15 protein-coding genes are annotated in these 21,824 nt (G+C 56.5%); 3 read left to right on the top strand and 12 right to left on the bottom strand.

Annotation, left to right across the window (positions count from 1 at the left end; genetic code table 11):
- Nucleotides 1-58 precede the first annotated feature (58 nt).
- The 3 genes from BQ5361_RS10180 to BQ5361_RS10170 are packed head-to-tail and all read left to right on the top strand — an operon-like array spanning nt 59 to nt 1,730.
- On the top strand, nt 59-712 hold the full coding sequence (locus BQ5361_RS10180) for a DUF2284 domain-containing protein (RefSeq protein ID WP_083389260.1): 654 nt from the start codon (nt 59-61) through the stop codon (nt 710-712).
- Nucleotides 697-1,401, top strand: coding sequence for a Dph6-related ATP pyrophosphatase (locus BQ5361_RS10175; protein WP_035473631.1), 705 nt, complete (start codon nt 697-699; stop codon nt 1,399-1,401). Before BQ5361_RS10180 ends, BQ5361_RS10175 begins: the two co-directional genes overlap by 16 nt.
- A 47-nt stretch (nt 1,402-1,448) precedes the next feature.
- Nucleotides 1,449-1,730 carry a putative quinol monooxygenase gene (locus BQ5361_RS10170; RefSeq protein WP_035473628.1) on the top strand — a complete coding sequence of 94 codons (282 nt, stop codon included), beginning with the start codon at nt 1,449-1,451 and terminating at the stop codon, nt 1,728-1,730.
- Nucleotides 1,731-1,765: 35 nt separating this feature from the next.
- On the opposite strand, the gene BQ5361_RS10165 is transcribed toward BQ5361_RS10170, so the two are convergent.
- The 12 genes from BQ5361_RS10165 to BQ5361_RS10105 form a co-directional block, all read right to left on the bottom strand.
- Nucleotides 1,766-2,386: a response regulator transcription factor gene (locus tag BQ5361_RS10165; RefSeq protein ID WP_022064479.1), complete on the bottom strand. Its 621-nt coding sequence runs from the start codon at nt 2,384-2,386 to the stop codon at nt 1,766-1,768.
- Nucleotides 2,383-3,075 carry a hemerythrin domain-containing protein gene (locus tag BQ5361_RS10160; protein WP_022064480.1) on the bottom strand — a complete coding sequence of 231 codons (693 nt, stop codon included), beginning with the start codon at nt 3,073-3,075 and terminating at the stop codon, nt 2,383-2,385. Before BQ5361_RS10160 ends, BQ5361_RS10165 begins: the two co-directional genes overlap by 4 nt.
- A gap of 309 nt (nt 3,076-3,384) precedes the next feature.
- The gene (locus BQ5361_RS10155; protein WP_161940453.1) at nt 3,385-4,830 is read right to left on the bottom strand and encodes a BACON domain-containing protein; all 1,446 of its coding nucleotides are present in this window, start codon (nt 4,828-4,830) and stop codon (nt 3,385-3,387) included.
- A 319-nt stretch (nt 4,831-5,149) separates the two neighbouring features.
- The gene (locus tag BQ5361_RS10150) at nt 5,150-6,595 is read right to left on the bottom strand and encodes a BACON domain-containing protein (protein ID WP_161940452.1); all 1,446 of its coding nucleotides are present in this window, start codon (nt 6,593-6,595) and stop codon (nt 5,150-5,152) included.
- Nucleotides 6,596-6,932: 337 nt separating this feature from the next.
- Nucleotides 6,933-8,381 (bottom strand): BACON domain-containing protein, encoded by a 1,449-nt coding sequence (locus BQ5361_RS10145; protein ID WP_035473619.1) that lies wholly within the window; start codon nt 8,379-8,381, stop codon nt 6,933-6,935.
- A 312-nt stretch (nt 8,382-8,693) separates the two neighbouring features.
- Nucleotides 8,694-10,148, bottom strand: a complete 1,455-nt coding sequence (locus BQ5361_RS10140) for a BACON domain-containing protein (protein ID WP_035473616.1) — start codon at nt 10,146-10,148, stop codon at nt 8,694-8,696.
- A gap of 582 nt (nt 10,149-10,730) precedes the next feature.
- Nucleotides 10,731-12,218 (bottom strand): BACON domain-containing protein, encoded by a 1,488-nt coding sequence (locus tag BQ5361_RS10135; RefSeq protein ID WP_035473613.1) that lies wholly within the window; start codon nt 12,216-12,218, stop codon nt 10,731-10,733.
- Between the two features lie 494 nt (nt 12,219-12,712).
- A complete protein-coding gene (locus BQ5361_RS10125) occupies nt 12,713-14,188 on the bottom strand; it encodes a BACON domain-containing protein (protein ID WP_035473609.1) in 1,476 nt (491 codons plus the stop codon).
- Between the two features lie 307 nt (nt 14,189-14,495).
- A complete protein-coding gene (locus BQ5361_RS10120) occupies nt 14,496-15,965 on the bottom strand; it encodes a BACON domain-containing protein (RefSeq protein ID WP_035473606.1) in 1,470 nt (489 codons plus the stop codon).
- 390 nt (nt 15,966-16,355) lie between these two features.
- The gene (locus tag BQ5361_RS10115) at nt 16,356-17,822 is read right to left on the bottom strand and encodes a BACON domain-containing protein (protein ID WP_081976846.1); all 1,467 of its coding nucleotides are present in this window, start codon (nt 17,820-17,822) and stop codon (nt 16,356-16,358) included.
- Nucleotides 17,823-18,119: 297 nt separating this feature from the next.
- Entirely contained in the window at nt 18,120-19,583 is a 1,464-nt protein-coding gene (locus BQ5361_RS10110) for a BACON domain-containing protein (protein WP_081976845.1), read from the bottom strand.
- Nucleotides 19,584-19,988: 405 nt separating this feature from the next.
- Nucleotides 19,989-21,776 (bottom strand): chloride channel protein, encoded by a 1,788-nt coding sequence (locus BQ5361_RS10105; protein WP_022064490.1) that lies wholly within the window; start codon nt 21,774-21,776, stop codon nt 19,989-19,991.
- Nucleotides 21,777-21,824: the final 48 nt, after the last annotated feature.

Raw genomic sequence — 21,824 nt, 5'->3', positions numbered from 1 at the left:
GGAGCCCGTTACGAAAGCGTTACGGCCGCTTTACAAAAAATAGAAATGTCCACAGGGAATGAAGCCGACGGAAAAAAGTGCGGCAATCCGCCGCGCGTTCGCTATCTTTGCAGGCACCGAGATGCCCTGTACCCGCTACATAACCGCCAACCTGCCCGCCGGAGATTACCTCCGCAGCTACTGCGACACACGCCGCATCGAGGAATATTGCCGGGCATGCGGTAATTACGGCCGGATATGGGGTTGTCCGCCTTTCGATACCGACCCGCTGGAACGGCTTGCCGGCTACGGCCACATCCGCATCATCGGGGCGGTCGCAACATTGGACGCCAAGGAACGGCACCGGCCGGCCGACGTATCCGAAGCGGCCGCAGCCGCCTATGCCATCGTAGAGGATGCCCGCCGACCGATGGATGCCCGCCTGCTGGAAGCGGAAAAGCGTCATCCCGGCAGCCGGGCCCTTTTTGCGGGCAGCTGTTTGCTGTGCGGCCAGGGCGGCTGTCTGCGTACCGAGGGGAAACCGTGCCGTTATCCCGACCGGGCCCGCACTTCGCTGGAAGCCTGCGGGTTCGACGTGGCCCGCACGGCGAAAGAACTGCTCGGTCTCCCGCTGCGCTGGAGCGAAGGCCCCGTATTGCCCCCCTACTTCACGCTGGTCGGCGGACTGTTCACAAAAGAAAAGACGGAGGAATCGGAATGGACGCACGCATGAAAGCCGTCTTCAACTGGAGCGGAGGCAAGGATTCGGCGCTCGCACTGCTGACAGCCCTGCGCTCGGAGAAATACGACGTCGTATCGCTTCTGACGACGGTCAGCGGCGCCGACGGCCGCTCCACAATGCACGCCATTCCCGAACGGGTGCTCCGGGCACAGGCCGCATCCATCGGCATTCCGCTCTGCACGGTGAACGTAACGCCGGGAGGGGAGCCGGAACACGATACGCATGCCATGCGGCTGGCTGCCGAACGGTTCCGGTCACAGGGAGTCACCCGTTTCATCTTCGGCGACATCTTTCTGCACGACGTCCGCACCTACCGCGAAGAGCGTCTACGGCCCTACGGTATCGAGGTGGTGGAACCGCTTTGGGAACTCTCGCCGCAGAAGGCCATGGAAGCGTTCCTCGCTTCGGGACTGGAGGCGGTCATCACCACGACCTGGGCAGAGCGATTGGGCAGGGAGTATATCGGCCGCAGACTGAACCGCGCGACGGTGGCGGACTTCCCCGCCGGAATCGACCTCTGCGGCGAGAACGGCGAATACCATACGCTCTGTTACGGCGGGCCCCTCTTCCGGCAGTCCGTCGCCTTTCGGCTGGGAGAACCCTACCGCTGGTCGCAGGAGGTCGGCATGGAGGACGGTTCGCGCCGTACCTTCTCCTACTGGACTGCCGACATCGCCTGACCGCACGCGACAGGGATAGTACCGACACGACACCAACAACGAACGATATGATAACGATAGTAGCCAGAAATGTGATAAGGGAGGGCAAACAGGAGGATTTTCTGAAAGCGGTACAGCCTCTCATCGAAGCGAGCCGTGCCGAACGCGGCAACGTCTTTTACGACCTTTACGAGGATGTGGCCGACAGCCGCGCCTTCTGTTTCATCGAACGGTGGGCAGACGAAGAGGCCGTCGCCGCGCATAACGCCTCGCCCCATTTCCGGGCATGGACAGCAGCCAAGGCGGAGTTCGTGGAGGCGGGTACGGTAGCCCGTTACCGCCAGCGCTGACTCTCAGCGGCAGGCCCGCGGTTCCGGCTGCAATCCTAATCTCCGGGGAGCTGCTCCTCTACGGAGTCCTTGATGTCGTCCAGCTCCACCAGCTTGTTTACGATGGCGTAAATCGTCAGACCGGCCGGACTGTGGATGCCGAGTTTGGCGGATATGTTGCGCCGGTGGGTGATGACCGTATGCGTCGATATGAAGAGCTTGTCGGCTATCTGCTTGTTGGTCATACCCTGCACCACGCAGGCGATGACCTCCTTTTCCCGTCCGCTCAGCGATTCGTGCCGCTTGTCGCGCTCCGGTTCGCTGACCAGCCGGGCGAGTTTGTCGTTCACCGTCTCGGCACTGTCGTACACCGATATGGCATCGTCGTAACTTTTCAGGGCGGCATGGTCGGTAAATGCGAACTGCAGTGCGACGCATTTCATGTCGGGATTGCCCGTATCCTTCTTGAGCTGCTGCAGCGGAAAGAGGCCGAGCGATGCGGGATTCACCAGCAGAATATCCGGATGCTGCCACGAAAGCACGTTCCGCAACTGGTCGATTTCGCTCACCTCGTAAATCTCGGCCTTCAGGTTCTCGGCACTCCCTATCACGGCGATGATGCCGCTGCGTATGATGACCGAAGGCTCCGCCACCGTTATCTTGACCGTAACGCTCATCCTTCCTCCTCCACTCTTTTCTCCAGCCTTCCGACTGCCGGGACGAACAGCAGGTCCTCCACGGCATTGTGGGAAGCGAGGTCGTTCTCGCAGTTGAAGATGTCGAACAGCACGTTGTTGATTTCGTTCGTACTGGCCGACGGGTAGTATTTAATCAGTATGTTCTTGAACTCCGTGAGCAGCGTCTCCACCTGGTCGTGGTGCCGGCTGAAGATGTCGATGCTGTAATCCTGCTGGCGGCGCCCCTCCAGCAGGGCGCGTACGTAGGGGAACACCACCTCCTCTTCGTAGGCCATGTGGGTATGGACACCGGCCGTATAGTCGTCGAAATATTTCATGATGGCCCGCGAAAGGTCGCTGCCCGTCCCCACCGCCGCAGCGAGTTTCTCCCGGATGGCCGGCAGGCGGAATCCGAGAAAGTAGTCGTGCGAGTTGTGCAGGTAGGAGAGGAGACCCTCCATCGAGACCTTGTCGTAGGCATCGGCCGGAATCTCATCGTAAAGCATCATGTTGGTCACGATAAGGAAGGTGGAGGTATCCACGCCGTTGGCACGGCACACTTCGCCTATGGAACTCTCCCCGAAACCGAGCCCGATACCGAAGCGGCTCATAAGCAGTAATATCCTGTAGTTGTCGCTGACCAGGTCGCTCATCGGGTCGTCCTTGGTATATTTTCCTGTTCTCTGCATGGCGTATGTTGTTTTCTGCAAAGATAACATTCCGTCAAAATAGACAAAAGGCCGGCCGCGGGGGCCGGCCTTACCGACTTTAAAGAAATGGCTAAAAATCTTTTTATCTGAAGACAAAAGTAGGGTGTCCGCCTAGCTCCGGCAATACCTAAAACACGTGAAAAGAATCGGCCGGCGATACCTACCTGCATTCAGCGCCAGCCGTCCGGCACTGTCTTTCCCTAACAACACGGGCCGGACACTAAGCGTCCGGCCCGTCACTGAAAACCTATGAAAACCTATAAAAACTTTTGAAAACAACTATCCATTCTACCGCTCGGGGCAAACGAACCAATTCACACCCTCTACTACAGGCCCTGCAGCAGAGAGCATGGCTCCGAAGAATCGGTCACCGCTGTCGGGCATATAGGTGAGGTAACCGCTCGGAATGATGATACCGTAATTATCCCTTATCCATTCCACCATACTGCCAATCACCGTACCGTCGTCGATATCCACCACCATTCCGGAAGAGGCCGCCACTACGGAATCGGCAGTAAATCCGAGGCCGTCGCTCGTCGCCGAAACACCGCCACCCCCGACGAGTTCCTCGAATATCACCGTCTTGCCGGTCTCGGTATTGTAGAAGGCCGGATAGTTCGTTTCCTCAACCGTCTGTTCTTCATCAGACCAGCTTTCTACCCGGTAGATTCCGGCAATGTATTTACCGTTGGGACTGACATTGGTATTGGTTGCCGAAGTCCACATACCGTCACACAAATTGTATTTATAGGTACCGCCGTAGCCGTCGGGAATCTCTATCGGCCGACAGTACCGCACATCTTCGCCCACATAGTGTACCTCGCCGGCTTCGTCCCAATAGACCATGCCAAAATCGTAGTTGTCCCAGGTCGTGCCGTATATTATCCGTCCGTCGGCCGAGATGCCGCGGGCCTGCACGTCGCCTATCGGCTCGTCGCGGTAGTTCAGTGCGGGCTTCGGGAGCTCTACCGCCTCACCGTTCACCCATTTGAACGGATACGAAGTACCGTTTTTGGCAGACCAGCCCACCATGATGCCGGCAGCCGACACCTGACTTATCTGCGGGTTACCCGTAAAGCCGGCCGGAGCCTTCAACAGCTCGTAATTGCCGTCGAGGTCGAATTTGATACACCCGTCGTTTTCAGTCGCTATGACCATATCGCCGTTGTCGCCCACACAGGCCGTCTGGAACAAGGTCAGGAGCGAATTCGGCCAGGGGCCGAGCCGGTGCCACTCCTCCGTCTCCACGTCTATGACGACCGGAAAGACGTTGTAATTGCCGTCCTCGTCGTAATCCTTATAGAAACCGCCGACATAGACGCCGCTCGGCGACATCGCGATGCTGTAAAACTCCGGATAGTACCGGTACCGCGGAAAGACGTGGTCTTTCGCCACCTGTACGATACGAATGACCGCCTCCGCCTCACCGGCCGTCACGGTTATCTCCGCCTCGCGCGCATTTTCCGTATCGTTGTCGATAACTTCGACAGTAAGCGAGTTAGCCGTCACATCGGCAACCTTCACCCACGAGGCCAATGCTTCAGCCTTCCATGCGGCCGGATTGGCATGTACCTCGATGGTCACAGGCCAGTTGCCAGTTCCCTGAAAAGAGCATGTGACGTCGCTTAGCCGGATGTACTGCATGTCGGTCTCTCCGGAAGTCTTACACCCGGTCAGCAGCATGGCCGCACACACAAAAGGCAAAGCAGCCCGAAAGTACAATTCCTTTTTCATAATTGAGGCAAACATTTTAAAGCAGTAATACGATTAATGGTTATATAAAAACAAGATTGGTAAGCCCTCTTTGCGATACGACAACCGTCGCACCTTCTGCTCTTTTTTACAAATATATATAGTCTATGAGATTATAACAATGATATATATAAAACATTTTCAGCCCCTTTTTTATTAAAAAGATTATTCCGGAAAAACAAAGGAATCGGACGGGGCCTCCGGGAAACCTGCGCGGCGAAACGCACGCACAAAAAAAGGTGCACCGAACGAAAACCGCCCGGCGCACCCGCCTGAAAAATTTTATGAAAACAATCGTGTTCTATCTCGCCGGTCCGACGTACCAGTTGATGCCCTCGACCACCGGACCGCCGGTATACAGCATGGCGCCGAGGAACCTGTCCTTGCTGTCGGGCATGTAGGTGATGTAGCCGGCCGGAACCAGAATACCGTACGTGGACTCTATCCATTCGAGGGCGCTCCCGAGCACGATGCCGTTCTCGATATCCACCACCTTGCCGGAATTCGGCCCGAACGTGCTGTCAACCGTAAAGCCCAGGCCGTCGCTCGTCGCCGAAACGCCTCCGCCTCCGACGAGCTCCTCGAATATCACCGTCTTACCGGTTTCGGTGTTGAAAAAGGCCGGGTAGTTCGTTTCGTTCACCTGACCGGTTTCGTCCATGCTCTCCCTCCGGAACGTACCGGCGATGTATTTCCCGTTCGGGCTGACGTTGGTGTTGGTGGCCGTCGTCCACATCCCGTCAGCGAGGTTGTATTTCCGGGTACCGCCGTATCCGTCGGGCCTGTCCACCGTCCGGACGTAACGCACGTCCTCGCCCACATAATGTACTTCGCCGGCTTCGTCCCAATAGACCATGCCGAAATCGAAGTTATCCCACGTCGTACCGTAAACGATGCGGCCGTCGGCCGAGATGCCGCGGGCCTGCACGTCGCCTATCGGCTCGTCACGGTAATTCAGCGCGGGCTTCGGGAGCTCTACCGCCACACCGTCCACCCATTTGACAGGATACGAGGTACCGTCTTTGCCACACCAGCCTACCCACGTACCGTCGGCCGCAACCTGGCTTATCTGCGGATTGCTCGTGAAGCCCGCCGGAGTCTTGAACTCCTCGTAACTGCCGTCGAGACGGAACATGACGTTCCCATCGTTCTCGGTCGCTATGACCAAATCGCCGTAATCGCTGATGCAGGAGGTGCTGAAAAGGCTGAAAAGCGTTTGGGGATATGGTCCGAGTTCGGTCCACTCACCCGTGGCGACATCTATCACCACCGGATAGCAGTTCAGATTGCGCTCGTCGTCATACTCCCAATAGAAACCGCCGGCATACCGACCGCTCGGCGACATAGCCGTGCCGTACTGGAATTCCGGATGGCAGCGGTAACGCGGAAAGACGTAGTCTTTGGCCACCTGCACGATACGGATGGCCGCCTCCGCCACACCGGACGTCACGGTTATCTCCGCCTCGCGCGTACCCTCGGTATCATTGTCGATGACCTCGACGGTAAGCGAAGTGGCCGTCACATCGGATATCGTTACCCACGAAGCCGATGCCTCGGCCTTCCATTCCGCCGGGTTGGCATGCACCTCGACGGTCACGGGCCGGTTGTCCGCTCCCTGGAAAGAGCATGCGGCATCGCTCAGCCGGATGTACTGCGTGTCGGTTTCTCCGGGAGTCGTACACCCGGTCAGCAGCATGGCCGCACATGCGAAAGGCAAAGCAGCCCGTACATAAATTCCTTTTCTCATAATCGAAGCAAACATTTTTGTGTAGTAATAGATTGGTTGGTTATATAATATAATGTAAGATTGGTAAGCCTTCGTCTGCGGCAGCAGGAGCACCGGAATCCCCTGCCTCCTGTTTTGACAAATATACGCAACAGGATTCATTATAACAACAATATATATATTACACAATTCCGATGAAATTTTCAAACAAAAGGGCCGCACTCCGAATGGCGTGCGGAAAGACACACCGGACGCACGAAAACAACGGGCCGGACGCGTATAGCGTCCGGCCTGTCACCTGAAAACCTATGTAACCTATGAAAAATGACCCGGCATTCCGGAAAAACCGCCCCGTTCCCTATCTCGCCGGCCCGACATACCAGTTGATGCCCTCGACCACCGGACCGCCGGTAAACAACATGGCGCCGAGGAACCTGTCCCTGCTGTCGGGCATGTAGGTGATATAACCGCTCGGAATGCGGATACCGTAAGTGGATTCTATCCATTCGAGGGCGCTCCCAAGTACGATGCCGTTCTCGATATCCACCACCTTACCGGAGCTGGGGCCGAAGGTACTGTCAGCCGTAAAGCCCAGACCGTCGCTCGTCGCACTCAGGGCGCCTCCTCCAGGCAGGTCGTCAAAAACGACGGTTTTTTGCGTTTCGGTATTATAGAAGGCCGGATAGTTTCGCTCGTTTTTCTCGGAACCGTCGGCACTCAGGCTCTCGATACGGTACGTTCCGGCGATGTATTTCCCGTTCGGACTGACATTGGTATTGGTGGCCGTCGTCCACATCCCGTCGCACAGGTTATACGTGAAAGTTCCTCCGTGACCGTCCGGACGCTCCACCGGACGGCAGTAACGCACATCCTCGCCCACATAATGTACTTCGCCGGCTTCGTCCCAATAGACCATGCCGAAATCGAGGTTATCCCACGTGGTTCCGTAAACGATGCGGCCGTCGGCCGAGATGCCGCGGGCCTGCACGTCGCCTATCGGCTCGTCACGGTAATTCAGCGCGGGTTTCGGAAGCTCTGCCGCCACACCGTCCACCCACTTCAGCGGACACGACGACCCGTTTTTACGCGCCCATCCTACCCAGGTGCCCGCAGAGGAGACCTGCGACACCTTCGGAAGACCCGTAAAATCGGCGGGCACCTCCAGACGAAAATAGTTACCGTCGGGAGTCATCACCACACAACCGTCGTCGCAGGCGATTACCAGTTCACCGGCATCGCTGATACACATCGTCTGGAACAGACGGAACAGGCCGTTCGGATAGGGGCCCAGAGCCGTCCATGCACCGGTTGCCACGTCGATAATAACGGGATGCTGATTGACATTGCCCTCCTCGTCATACGTCGAATAAAAACCGCCGGCATAGTGTCCGCCCGGCGACATGGCCGTGCCGTACTGGAACTCCGGATGACAGCGGTAACGCGGGAAAACATGGTCTTTGGCCAATTGCACCACTGCGATGGTCTGCTCGGCCGCACCGGCCCTCACGGCTATCTCCGCCTTGCGCGTGTCGGCCGAATCGTTGTCGGCGACCGCAACGGTGAAAGAGGTGGCCGTGACCTCGGTCACCTCTACCCACGAGGCCAGCGCCTCGGCCTTCCATTCCGCCGGGTTGGCATGCACCTCGATGGTCAGGGGGCTGTTCCCCTCGCCCCGAAAGGCGCAGGCAGCATCGCTCAGCCGCACGTACTGCGTTTCGGACACGCCCTCGGTTTTACAGCCCGTCAGCAGCAGGGCCGTACACACGAAGGGTAAGGCCGCCCGTACATAAAATCCGTTTTTCATCATTTCAGCAAACTTGTTAAGTAGTAATACAATTGGATTGGTTGGTTATCAAATGGTAAGATTGGTAAATGCTCTTTGCCGCCCGCCCTCTCAACGGGCCGTTCATTTCTTTTTGCAAATTTACATAATATATTTGATTATAACAACAACATATGTAAATTCACTTTTATGCCATTTTATTAAAAATAAATCAACACAACACAAGTATATTTGTCACATAATACCTATTACAAATACCATAAAAAGTGCGCCGGACAATTTTTGTCCGGCGCACCACCTGAAAACCTATGTAACCTATGAAAATGACTGTAAGTCCTATTTTGCCGGAGGAGCTACGTACCAATTGACGCCCTGTACGGCAGCTCCCCCCGTCCACAGCATCCCCCCCTGGAACCGGTCCTTGCTGTCGGGCATATAGGTGATATATCCCGACGGTACGATGATGCCGTAATTCTCCTGTATCCATTCGAGAGCATCTCCAAGAACAACGCCGTTCTCGATATCCACTACCATACCCGACGAAGACCCGAAAGTATCATCGACCGTAAAGCCCAAACCGTCGCTCGTCGCAGCTACGCCGCCGCCCCCGACGAGTTCCTCGAATATTACCGTCTTGCCGGTCTCCGTATTGAAGAATGCGGGGTAATTCGTCTCTACGACGGACGATTCGGCTCCTTCCTCCAAAGCTTCCCGGCGGAATGTTCCGGCGATGTATTTCCCGTTCGGACTCACGTTGGTTTTGGTCGCCGAAGTCCACATGCCGTCGCACAGGTTGTACTTATAGGTGCCTCCATAGCCATCGGGCCTGTCCACCGGACGGCAGTAACGCACGTCCTCACCCACGTAATGCACTTCACCGTTCTCGTCCCAGTATACCAGACCATAGTCCCTGTTGTCCCAGGTCGTACCGTAAATGATGCGGCCGTCAGCCGAAATGCCACGGGCCTGTACATCGCCTATCGGCTCGTCCCGGTAGTTCAGTTCGGGCTTGGGAAGCTCCTCTGCCACGCCGTCCACCCATTTGAACGGAGAGGAGACACCTCCCTTGCTTGCCCAGCCGACCATCGTACCGTCCGCCGACACCTGGCTGATTTCCGGATAATTCGTATAACCTGCAGGAGGCTCTATCTTCGTATAGTTCCCGTCGAGGTCGAACAGGATGTTGGCATCGTTCAGCGCCGCAATAATCACCTCGCCGTTATCGGTCATGCAGGAGGTCTCACCCAGTTCGAACAACGTGTAGGGGAACGGCCCCAGTTCGTGCCATTCGTCCTTTTCCACATCGATTATCACGGGGTAGAACACGGTCGTGCCCGATTCGTCCTGACCATAATAAAAACTGCCGACATACTTTCCGTTCGGCGACATGGGCGCCAAGTTTTGAAAAACTTCCGGTCTGCACCGGTAACGCGGGAAGGAGTGGTCTCCGACCATCTGCATCACTTCGATGACCTCTTCCGCCTGGCCGGCCGTTACGGTTATCTCCGCCTCCCGCATTTCGTTGGTATCGTTATCGACGACCTCGATGGTAAACGAAGTGGCCGTCACATCGGATACCTTCACCCACGAGGCCGACGCTTCGGCCTTCCACGTCGCCGGATTGGTGTGCACCTCGATGGTCACGGGCCGGTTGCCCGTTCCCTGAAAAGAACATGCGGCATCGCTCAGCCGAATGTACTGCGTGTCGGTCCCGCCAGGTGCCGTACACCCCCCGAGCAGGGCTACACACGCGAAAGGCAAAGCAGCCCGGATGTAAAATCCCTTCTTCATAATTCAAGCAAACATTTAGCAGTAATACAAAATCGGTTTATAAAATATACAGTAAGATTGGTAAGTCTTTCGTCCCGTATGCAACCGACGCATTTCCCATCGGTTTTTGCAAATATATGCCATATGTTTTATTATAACAACAATATATATTATCACGAATTTTGTTTTTATCCTTAGAAAAAATTCGTATTAATGCCATTACACAGATGAAAGCCGCCCACCCGATACCGTTTCCCGCCGCACAACAGCCCTCAGCGACCGAACCTCCTTACCTGCGCACAGTCCGTCCTTCTGTCGCCAGCCGACCGGAACGGGACACCGGCAGAAAAAGGAGCCGCATGATGCTGTCCCGCCAGCAGAGAGACGCCACGCCCGGTCGTACGGCGTGCATCGCAGCAAGCCCTCAGTCCCGCAGACGCAACCGCAGACATGCAGGCATGTTTCCGCAGTCCCGACCCTCCGTCCGGTACATCCCGCAAAAGAATACGGAACGGATAAAGACAGTATCGGCGGTGCTTTCGCACCGCTGATACTGTCTTTCTTTCCGCTGCGGGACGACGACACGCCCCACATCCCTGCCGCCTACTTGCCTGCCGGCGGGGCTACGTAGAAATAACCGTCCACTATACCCAATACGGCATCCGACAAGGGTGTCGCACCCGTTATCACCTCCTTGCCTGCACAGCACAGTTCGAGACGGCAGTCAGGAACATGGATACCGAAAGTATCGTACACCCATTCCTGAGCGGTGCCGAGCTTGATGCCCGTCTCCACATCCACCACGATGCTGCTGGTACACATCGAGCTGCCGATGCCGACGAATCCTTCGCCGTCATCCGTAACGCCGCACCCTGTCGTAGGGCCGTATTCATCTATAATATAAGTAGTCCCCGTCTCGGTATTGAAGAAAGCGGCATAATAGGTCTCCTCAATGGACATCTCATCGTCAGCAAGCTCTTCCTTCCGATAGGTACCTGCGAGCCATTTGCCATTGGGGCTCACCTGCGACGCGCTCGCATAGCAGATGATACCGTCCACGAGGTTGTAATCATAGTAGTCGCCCATACCGTCGGACCGCTGTACAGGCTTTACCTTACGCACATCTTCGCCCACGAAATGAGGCTCCCCGCTCCTGTCCCAATAAACCATGCCGAAATCGAAGTTATCCCAGGTCGAACCGTAGATGATTTCGCCGTTGGCCGAAATGCCGCGGGCCATCACACCGTTCAGGAACTGGGCGCTGGTGTACTCTTCGCCCCTGTAACTCGTGGCGGGCATCTTCAGCTCCTGCGCTTCACCGTCCACCCATTTCAGCGGCCAGTAGAGCGAACCGTGGCCGTCGTTCATGCTTTTCATGGCATAACCGACCCAAACATTGCCGTCCGCGGAGGTACTCGCCACACTCGGATGCGCACTCATCCCTGTCGGCGTGGCAAGCTCATAATAGGTACCGTCGAGATTGATGACGTAGTTCCCGGCCGTCTTGGTGCTGAAAACGATGGTTCCCTGGTCGGTTATTGCGTTCGGGTATCCGAATTCGAACAGCGATATCGGGTACGGGCCGAATTCGTATTTCCTGTCCGTCTCGACCTCGGTGACGACGGCATGATAAAGCAGCGAACCGTCCTCGTCCAGCGTAGCATAGAAGCCGCCGGCATACTTGCCGCTCGGCGACATCACCATGCCGTTCTCGTATTCATACATGGTACGGAAACGTGCGAACTCCGTATCCATCGGAAGCTGCGAAACTTTCACCTCCACCGTTGCCTGGCCGGCCGTCACGGTGATAATGCCCTCCCTTTCTTCGGCGACATTGCTGTCATCCACCGTCAGGACGAAGCTGTTCTTTCCCGTCTCCGTTATCTTAATCCACGAAACGGCGGGTTCCGCCTTCCAATCCGCCGGACTGGAAGCCACGGTCACCGTCCGGGAAGCGTTGCCCGCCCCGTTGAAGGTCAGGGCGGAATCACTGAGTTTGATGTAATGGGTCTCCGTCGACCCACCGTTGTTGCACGCCCATGCGAAAGCTGCAGCAACAATTACAAAGATGATGCGCAAACGTTTAAACATAATTTATTACGTCATTTAATTAGGTTATACAGGCACCGGAATTACCGGCATCACACAATAAAACTCTCCGCTCTATTTTCTCGGATTACAAATATAGCAATAGATTTCACATAATAAAATATCATTATTAAAAAAAACAACAACTAACGAACTTTGGCACTTCACACGGACTTTCTCGATATAAAACAACATCCTTTCGCCGGCAAAAGTCAAATAAGACACATCCGAAAGGGGTTTACAACATCCGAACCGGCCTGCGAGTGCCTCCGGAGACACCTGCAGCCTATTTCCGCCCGCAACTTCTCCATGCCGAGAGGAACGGAGAGAACTTCCGCCGGCATGGGCTGCCGGTAGTATCCGCCCTCCTGCCGGCAGCGGATACCGCTCCCATGCCCGCGGAGGAGCACACGGAGCAACGACAAAAAACGTCGGCACCCCTGAGGGGCACCGACGCCGACGAATAATTAATGCACCTTATGTAATGTGCCGTTGCTTCATTCACTTTCCTGTCCTCTCTTCGCGACGTACCACGTCGCGATATCGGCCCCCCACGGCGCCGCAATCACCGTCGAGGCCAGCAATACGGAACCGTCGGCCGCCATGTACTTGAACTGCCCGCCCGAGGGAACGTTGATACCGAACCTCTCCTGCACGTACTCTTCGAGCGACGCATAAGCCACCGTAGCACCGTTCTCCAAATTCACCACCGGGCCGCTGCCGCCCATACCGCCGACCGCCGCCATGAATGCGAACCCCTCGTCGGTCACGCCGCAGCCGCCGTAACCCTCATAATCCTCCAAAACGGTCGTCTGCCCGGTCTCGGTATTGAAATAGGCCGGATAGTAAGTGGAATTTATCCTGTCGCGCGTCTCGTTCAACGACTCCACCGTAAAAGTACCGGCCAGCCACTTGCCGTCGGGACTCGCCTGTCCGGCTCCGCTCCAGGTCTGCACGCCGTCCACCAGCGTATAGGTGTACTCCGAGCCGCTCCAATCGACCATCGTCACCTCCCGCTCATTGCGGACATCCTCACCCACATAGCGGGCAGTCCCTTCGGCATCCCACCAAATCATGCCGGCATCCTCGTTATCCCAGGTCGAACCGTAGATGATTTCGCCGTTGGCCGAGATACCGCGGGCCATGGCACCCTGGTCGTGTTCGTCGCCGCGGTAATTGAGCTCGGGAAGCGGAAGCGGCTGGTACTCGCCGTCCACTATTTTCACCGGACCGTACGTGTACCCTTCGGGCGAACCGGTACCCCAGCCCACCATGACGCGCCCGTCCAGTGCGCTGCCTTCGATAACGGTGGCACCGCTGAAACCGGGCGCCGCTTGGGAAAGGAAGTAGTCGCCGTCGGGCGTGAAGCCGACCACGCCGCCATTGACGCTGTCATCTATGTAGAGCGTCCCCTGGTCGGTGATGGCCATCGCATCCGCCAGGCCGAACATCGAAGCCGGATAGGGCCCGAGAACGATGCGTTTATCGGTCTCTATATTGATGATAACCGGATAGTTGATGGTATTGTCGTTCTCGTCGTAATCGTTGTAGAAGGCACCGAACCACTTCCCGTTAGGCGAAATAACGCCGCCGAAATAGTCAATCATGTAGCGGTAGCGGGAGGGAACACCCGTCTCCGCGCCGAGCTGCCACACCTCTATCTCCTGCGAAGCCGTGCCCGCGGTAACGGTTATCACCGCCCGGCGCTCCGCCTCCGCCACGTTGTCGTCGACCGTAATGGTGAGACCGAACTCATCTTCGGTATACCTGCACCACGAAGCGTCGCTCTCGGCACTCCATTCGGCAGGACTCGTCCTCACCTCGACGACCAGCGGCTGGTTTCCGGCGGCCCGGAACGAATACTCCGCATAATCCAATTTGACATAATGCGTTTCGACCTCTCCGAGGGTCTTGCAGCCCGACAGCACAACGGCCGGCAGCAGGCAAACAAAGATTCTGAAGTCAGTTTTCATAGAGATTGATAATCTGTCGTATTTAGGTTCAACATAAAACGGCCTGTGCACCGGCGCGTTTTGCAAATATAAAAACGCGCCGAATATTTTGCAATAATATATCAAGACGATTACGAAAAAAATCCGGATTTCCGGCCGTTTCCGGTCAAAAAGAGATACCGTCCTCCCGACAGGCGCCCGTTTTCAGCCGACTCCCGGATACGGCTTTCCGAAACGACGTTCCCGTCCGACAAAAAAAGTCCGCCGGCCTTTCGGGACCGGCGGACTTGACCGCCCTGCGCCTCACCGGCGCATGCACTCGCTTACGTCACTGCTCGTTCGGGTCGGCCACGTACCAAAATATGTTCTCGGCCCCGCCGATACCCGTCGTCAGGCTGGTTCCCATGAAGGACCTGCCGTCCGGGCAGATATACATCAACGCCCCGCCGGGGATGACGATATCGAATTCGGCACGCACCCACTCCGCCAATGAACCGTAGAGCTGGACGCCCGTATTCACATCGACTACACGGCAGCTCGCCATACCGTCCGTACTGCCCACGAAACCGATGCCGTCGTCCGTGACGGCGCTGCCGCCGAATCCGCCGAGTTCATCGAATATCACTGTAGTCTTGGTTTCCGTATTGAAGAAGGCGGGACAATAGGAGGTATAGACCTCGCGTCGGTCCTCGCTGAGCGTCTCGGTACAGAATGTCCCGGCAAGCCACCTGCCGCTGGGGCTTGCATTGCCCGCACCGGCCCACGTCATCACGCCGTCGCACAGATTGTACTGATACTCCTCGCCCAGCGCATCGACCATCGTGACTTCCCGGACATCACGCACGTCTTCGCCCACATGGTGTACGTTGCCCTCCTTGTCCCAATAGACCATACCTGCGTCGAGGTTATCCCACGTACTTCCGTATATCACCGTCCCGTCAGCCGATATGCCGAACGCAAGGATGCCTTGGTCGTGCGGCATGTCGCGATAGTTGAGTTCGGGCAGGGGCAGCGGCCGGTACTCGCCGTCCACCACCTTCACCGGGCCGTAGGTATGCCCCTCCGGGGAACCGGTACCGTAACCTACCATCACACTGCCGTCCAGCGAGCTGCCCGTTATCACCGTCCTGCTCTTAAAACCGGGCGCAACCTCGGTACTGAAATAATCTCCGTCGAGGGTGAATCCCACTACGCCGCCGCCCACGCCATCGTCAAGGAAGAGCGTCCCCTGCGAAGTTATCGCCATCGCATCGGAGAAAGAGAACATCGATTTCGGGAAGGGTCCGAAAACGACCCGTTCGTCGGTTGCTATGTCGATAATCACGGGAAAATAAATGGTATGGTCGTTCTCATCGTAATCCAGATAATACCCTCCCGCATACCGTCCGTTCGGAGAGATGAGACAGTTGCCGTACAGGTCGTCCAGCAAACGGTATCGGGCACCGTCGAAGCCGCTCTGACCCAACTGCCAAACGCCGATTTCCTGCCGGGCCTGACCGGCCGTCACGGTAATGACTCCCTTACGCTCCGCATCGCCGGTATTGGGCGCCACGGTAATGGCTACCGCCCCCTCCGATTCGGTGTATCGTATCCACGATGCATCGCTCTCGACGCTCCACTCGGCCGGGTAAGCCCTGACGCCCACGGTCACAGACCTGCTGTCGTCGGCAAGGAACGAAAGCTCCGCATCATCCACCTTGATGAAGTGCTCCTCTCCCGCCCCCTTCGGGTCGGTACAGCTTCCCAGAACCGCGGCCGTTACAACTGCGGACAACACGACGGCTACATTTTTTTTCATAATAGATTAGTTAAAATTAAAAATTAAGTTAGCAATAACTATTCGTCACGGCCATCACACGCAGCATACTTATCCGTGCAACAGCCAATTTACAGCAAATATAATATCATTTAAATAATATCACAACATTATAGATGAATTTAAAAATAATTTTCCTCTGTTTTGATAAATTCATAATTATGCAAATTATCATTCATAATTCTTCCGACCGTACCGGTGTGCCATGACACCGCCGGACGGCAGCCGACGGGCACCGCCCCGGACGGATAACCGGCCTCTCTTGCACGGCGACAACCGCCGCCTCTCCTTTCCGCACCCGACACGAAAAAACCGCCGCATCTTCAGGATGCGGCGGTTCGTCAATCGGTGCAGCCGAAGCCGTACGGGCCGTCAATTGTTCAGTGCCGGAGCGACATACCAATACAGCGTGGTCACCGCACCGTTCTGCTCATACCGAAGTTTGGCACCGAATACCTTCTGCCGGTCGGGCGTGAGGTAATGTATCGCCCCCTCGGAAATGATGATGCCGAATTCACTCCTTATCCACGGCAGCATGTCGTCTACCTTGGTTTTCGATGCGAGGTCCACGATGAAACCGCTGTTCACGCCCATCCCCTGTATACCGATAAGGCCGAGGCCGTCGTCGGTGACACCCATGGCCACACAACCGGCATATTCGTCGAACACCGTGGTCGTCTTGGTCTCCGTGTTGAAGAAAGCGGGATAGTTCGCCTGCAGTACCTCGTCGTTCTCCTTGTCATACTCCTCCGTACGGTAGGTACCTGCTATCCAGGTGCCGTTGGGGCTTATCTGCGTCTGGTTCGCCCAGCATATCATGCCGTTCACGATATTGTAGTCGTAGAGAGTACCGTCGAGCGGATTGGGCCTCTGTACGGTCGTCACCGTGCGCAGGTCACTGCCCACCCAGTCCACGTTGCCGTCCTTGTCCCAATAGGCCATCCCGTAGTCGTAGTTCTCCCACGAGGTGCCGTACACCACCGAACCGTCGGCCGACATACCGCGGGCCAGGATACCGGCCCACCACTCCTCGTTCCGGAAATTGCCCTCCTCGGGCAGCGGCAGCGGTTTCACCTCGCCGTCCACCACCTTGACGGGCCCGTACATACATCCGTAGGGAGTCCCCTCCGTATAACCGACCATGACCGAACCGTCGACGGAGGAACTCTGCATTACCAACGGTCCGTATCCCGCAATCGACTTGGGAACGGTATAGGTACCGTCGAGGTCGAACGCGACACAGCCCCCGTTGGTCGAATCGGAGATATACAGTACGCCCTGGTCGGTCACCACCTCGGCCTCTGTAAAACCGAACAGCGTCTCCGGATAGGGACCGAACTCATGCCACTTGTCCGTTTCGAGATCGATGACCACTGCGGTGTACTGAAATCCGTTCTCGCCGAGAACATCCGTATAAAAACCGCCCACATACCTGCCGCTGGGCGACATCACGGCGCTGTTCAACTGTTCGAGCAGCCTGTACCGGGCACTCAATCCCCGTGCACCGAGCTGATAGACCCGGATGGATGCGGTCGCCTCGCCTGCCTGCAACGTGATTTCCGCATTGCGCTCCCCGTCTGCATTGGGGTCTACGGAGACCTCCAGCGTACTTCCCTCGCCTGCGGAGACTTTCAGCCACGATGCGCCGCTCTCGAAACTCCACTCCGGATTGGCCCTCACTTCGATAATCTGCGCCTCCCCGCCATCTTCGGTAAAGGTGCATACCGCATCGCTGAGTTTGATGTAATGCTCATCGGCTTCCTCCGAGCCGGTCGTGCAACCGGAAAGCGCCAAGGCTGCCGCCACCGGAAGCAAGATAGTGTAAAGATGTCTTTTCATGTTAATAATTTGGTTACTTATAGGCTTCACGCAGGTCAATACATATCACAAGAGACAGTGCATCCGACCATAAATCGTACAAATATAGAATAATTCCAATAACATTACAATAACTTTACACACCAATGCACTGCTCTTTTTTGTATTATTTTTAATAAATTCGCCGAAAACAGGCAGCAGCTATAACACGCGCGCACAGTATCCGCAAACCTTCGGACCTACAAAAAAACAGGTCGGTCCTGCCCGTACAGGCAAGACCGACCGCAAACATGCAAACCTCCTTCCGACTCCCCTTCATCAATTCAACGGAGGCGCTATATACCAATAAACCGTATAGGGTTGACCATTCTCCTGTATTTCAAGGGTATAACCGAACACCGACTTCGCATCGGGAGTCACATAAGTGAGGACACCGCCGGAAACGTAGATGCCGTAACGCTCCTGTATCCATTCGGACATCGAACCGAGCAAAGTCTTGCTCTTCACGTCCACCACCGAACCGCTCGTCACACCCAACCCTTGAAGACCTATCATACCCAATCCTTCGTCTGTCACGTGGAGTGCCACATAACCGACATATTCGTCGAACACGGTCGTGGTACGCGTTTCGGTATTGAAAAAGGCCGGATAATTGACCTGCGTCACCGTATTGCTCTCCGCATTGAACTCTTCCGTGCGGTAGGTACCTGCTATCCACGTACCGTCGGGGCTTATCTGCGTCTGGTTCGCCCAGCATATCATCCCGTCTACGAGATTGTAATCCACCGGATTTCCGAGCGCATCTTCCCGCTGAACGGTGGTCACCTTGCGCAGGTCGCTGCCTACCCAGTCCACATTGCCGTCGCGGTCCCACCAGACCATGCCGTAATCGTAATTCTCCCACGAACTGCCATACGCCACCGAACCGTCGGCCGACATGCCGCGTACCATCACGCCGGCCCACCACTCCTCATCGCGAAAACTCTTTTCAGGCAGTGGAAGCGCCGTTCCCACACCATCCACATACTTGACAGGAGCATACATACATCCCGTAACGGGGTCGCCCTCAGCATAACCGACGAAAACGGAACCGTCGGCGGAAACGCTCTGCATGACCGTCGGACCGTATCCGCCCGGAACGGCTTCCGGCCGGTAATAGGTACCGTCCAATTCAAAGGCCACGCACCCTCCGTTCACGTAATCGCTTATATAAAGGGTCCCCTGGTCGGTCATCACCTCGGCCTCTTCCAGTCCCATCAGCGATTCCGGATATGGGCCTATCTCTACCCGCTCGTCGCTCTCAAGGTCGATAATGACAGCAGTAAACGTAAAATCGTTCTCTCCTTCCAGACCGGTTATGAAACCGCCCACATAGTTGCCGCTGGGCGACATGACCGCATGATTAAGGTCTTCCAGATAGCGGTATCGGGCATTCATCCGGTCGAAACCGAGCTGATAGACCCGGATGGATGCGGTCGCCTCGCCTGCCTGCAGCGTGATTTCCGCACTGCGCTCCCCGTCGGTATTGGGGTCTGCGGAGACCACCAGCGTGCTTCCTTCGCCTTCGGAGACCTTCAGCCACGATGCACCGCTCTCGAAACTCCATTCCGGATTGGCCCTGACGTCAATAACCTGCGTCTCCCCGCCGTCCTCGGTAAAAGTGCACACCGCATCGCTCAGCTTGATGTAATGCTCCTCGGTTCCTTCCGGCCCGGTCGTACAGCCGGCAAACAGAGCCGACCCCACCAGCAAGGCGAGGACTCCAAATAAATCTTTTCTCATAACGATTAGTTCCTTTTAACTTGTTAGCACAACACTCACTCGCCGTCCGTCCGACCGGTTCTGCGAAGTGAGAACATGCAATAATAAGAAACTTCAAATAATAATACAACAACATATATTATTGTATTATTTTCAATTCCCTTTATGACAGGAACAGAGATTGTGACGCGCTGCGGGACTTTGTCCGGGCATACGGAAAAAGAACGGCGGCAAACCGGAATGAGAAACGGGGAAACGATGACGACGAAAGACCGAGCAGCGAATCCGAACCCCCGGAGAAGGCTCTGCGCCCGAGAACAGGACGCGCAGACAAAACCGGGCGAGGGAGTCCGGACCGGAAAACACCCGGCAACTGCCGGAGAACGGTCACACAGCACCCGACACCGCGCAGGGAGGAGGGAAACGTCACTCCTCGGTGATTTCGATGAGCTGCTGGCGATAGGCTTCGAGAATGCTCGACTTGGAGACGAAACCGAGGTACCGGTTGTTCTTGTCCACCACGGGCAGGTTCCACGCCCTGGACTCTTCGAACTTCTCCACCACTTCGGATATCATCTCGTTCTTGAAGATGATGTCCGGGGGCTGTACGACATACTTGGAGACGGGGGTCCGGTACTTGGCCTGGTCGAACATGTCCGTGCGTATATCATCGAGCAGGATGATGCCGGCGAACTCGCCGCCCTCCTTTATCACCGGGAAGACGTTGCGTTTGGAGGAGGAGATGATGTGTACGAGGTCGCCGAGGGTAGCCTCCTTGCTGACGGGCGAAAAGTTCGTCTCTATCAGCTTGTCGAGGTCGAGGAAGACCATCACCGCCCGGTCCTTGTTGTGCGTGACGAGTTCGCCCTTGGCCCGCAGCTTCTTGGTGTATATCGAATCGGGTTCGAGGTAGTAGGATATGGCGAAAGAGAGCGACGCCACGAGCATCAGCGGAACGAAGAGCCCGTAACCGTTGGAGAGCTCCGCGATAAGGAACACCGACGTCAGGGGCGCCTTCATGACACCCGTCATGACACCCGCCATGCCCACGAGCGAGAAATTGACCACCGACATCTCCATACCGAAAAAGGTATTGCAGATGTAGGCGAGCGTCCCGCCGACGAAGGCTCCGGTGAAGAGCGACGGCGCGAACGAACCGCCCACCCCTCCGGCGGCGTTCGTCACGGCCATGGCGACCACCTTGAGGAAAAGCGTCCCCAGCAGGAAGAGCACCACCACCCACGGAATGTCCCGGTACTGATAGAAAAGCGAGTTATTGAAAAGCGGCTCCACCTGTCCGTGCATGAGGTCGATGAAGGATTCGTACCCCTCGCCGTAAAGGGGCGGGAAGAGGAAGATGAGCAGCCCTATCGCCACCCCGCCGACAATCCAGCGGGTGGACTGCTTGCGCATGTTTCCGAAAAATTTCTGCACCTTGCCGTTCACGGTCAGGAAGTAGAACGACACGAGCCCGCACAGCACGGCGAGCACGACGTACATATGGAGGTGCTGGAGGTTGAAGGTTCCCCCCACGCTTACGTTCAGCATGGGGTCGAATCCCTTGAGAAAGAGCACGAGCGTGGTCGATACGACCGAGGAGATGAGCAGCGGTACGATGGCCCGCATGGAGATGTCGAGCATCAGCACCTCCAGCACGAAGATGAGCCCCGTAACGGGAGCCTTGAAGATGGCCGCCAGGGCGCCCGCGGCACCGCACCCCAGCAGCAGCGTCGTATCACGGTAATTGAGCCGGAAGACCTGCGCGATATTGGAGCCGATGGCCGACCCCGTCAGTACGATGGGAGCCTCGGGCCCCACCGAGCCGCCGAATCCGATGGTCACGGCTCCGCCCACCATCGAGGTATAGCAGTTGTGTCCCCGGATACGCGACCCCGTCTTGCTGATGGCGTACAGCACGCGGGTGACACCCTCCGAGATATTGTCCTTCACGATATGCTTCACGAACAGCGAAGCGAGGATGATGCCCACAGCCGGATAGACGAGAAAGAGATAACCGGCCGTATCGGCGGGTATCCAGCTCACGAGGGAGTGGCGGATAAGATGCAGGAGCCATTCGAACGCATAGGCGGCGAAACCGGACACAAGACCGACGACGATGGCCAGGACTATCATCAGTTGCTGTCCCGACAGGCGCCGCGTTATCTTCATCAACAGGACGTAAGCCCTGTTAAGTATCTTTTTCGAGCTCTCCATATCACCCCGTAAGCGCTGCCCGGAGCAGCGTCGCTAAGGCATGCAAGG

Source organism: Tidjanibacter massiliensis (assembly GCF_900104605.1).
In the GTDB taxonomy this organism is placed as follows: domain Bacteria; phylum Bacteroidota; class Bacteroidia; order Bacteroidales; family Rikenellaceae; genus Tidjanibacter; species Tidjanibacter inops.
Note: the sequence above shows the minus strand (reverse complement) of the source record. Positions and strands in the feature narration are given on the sequence as shown.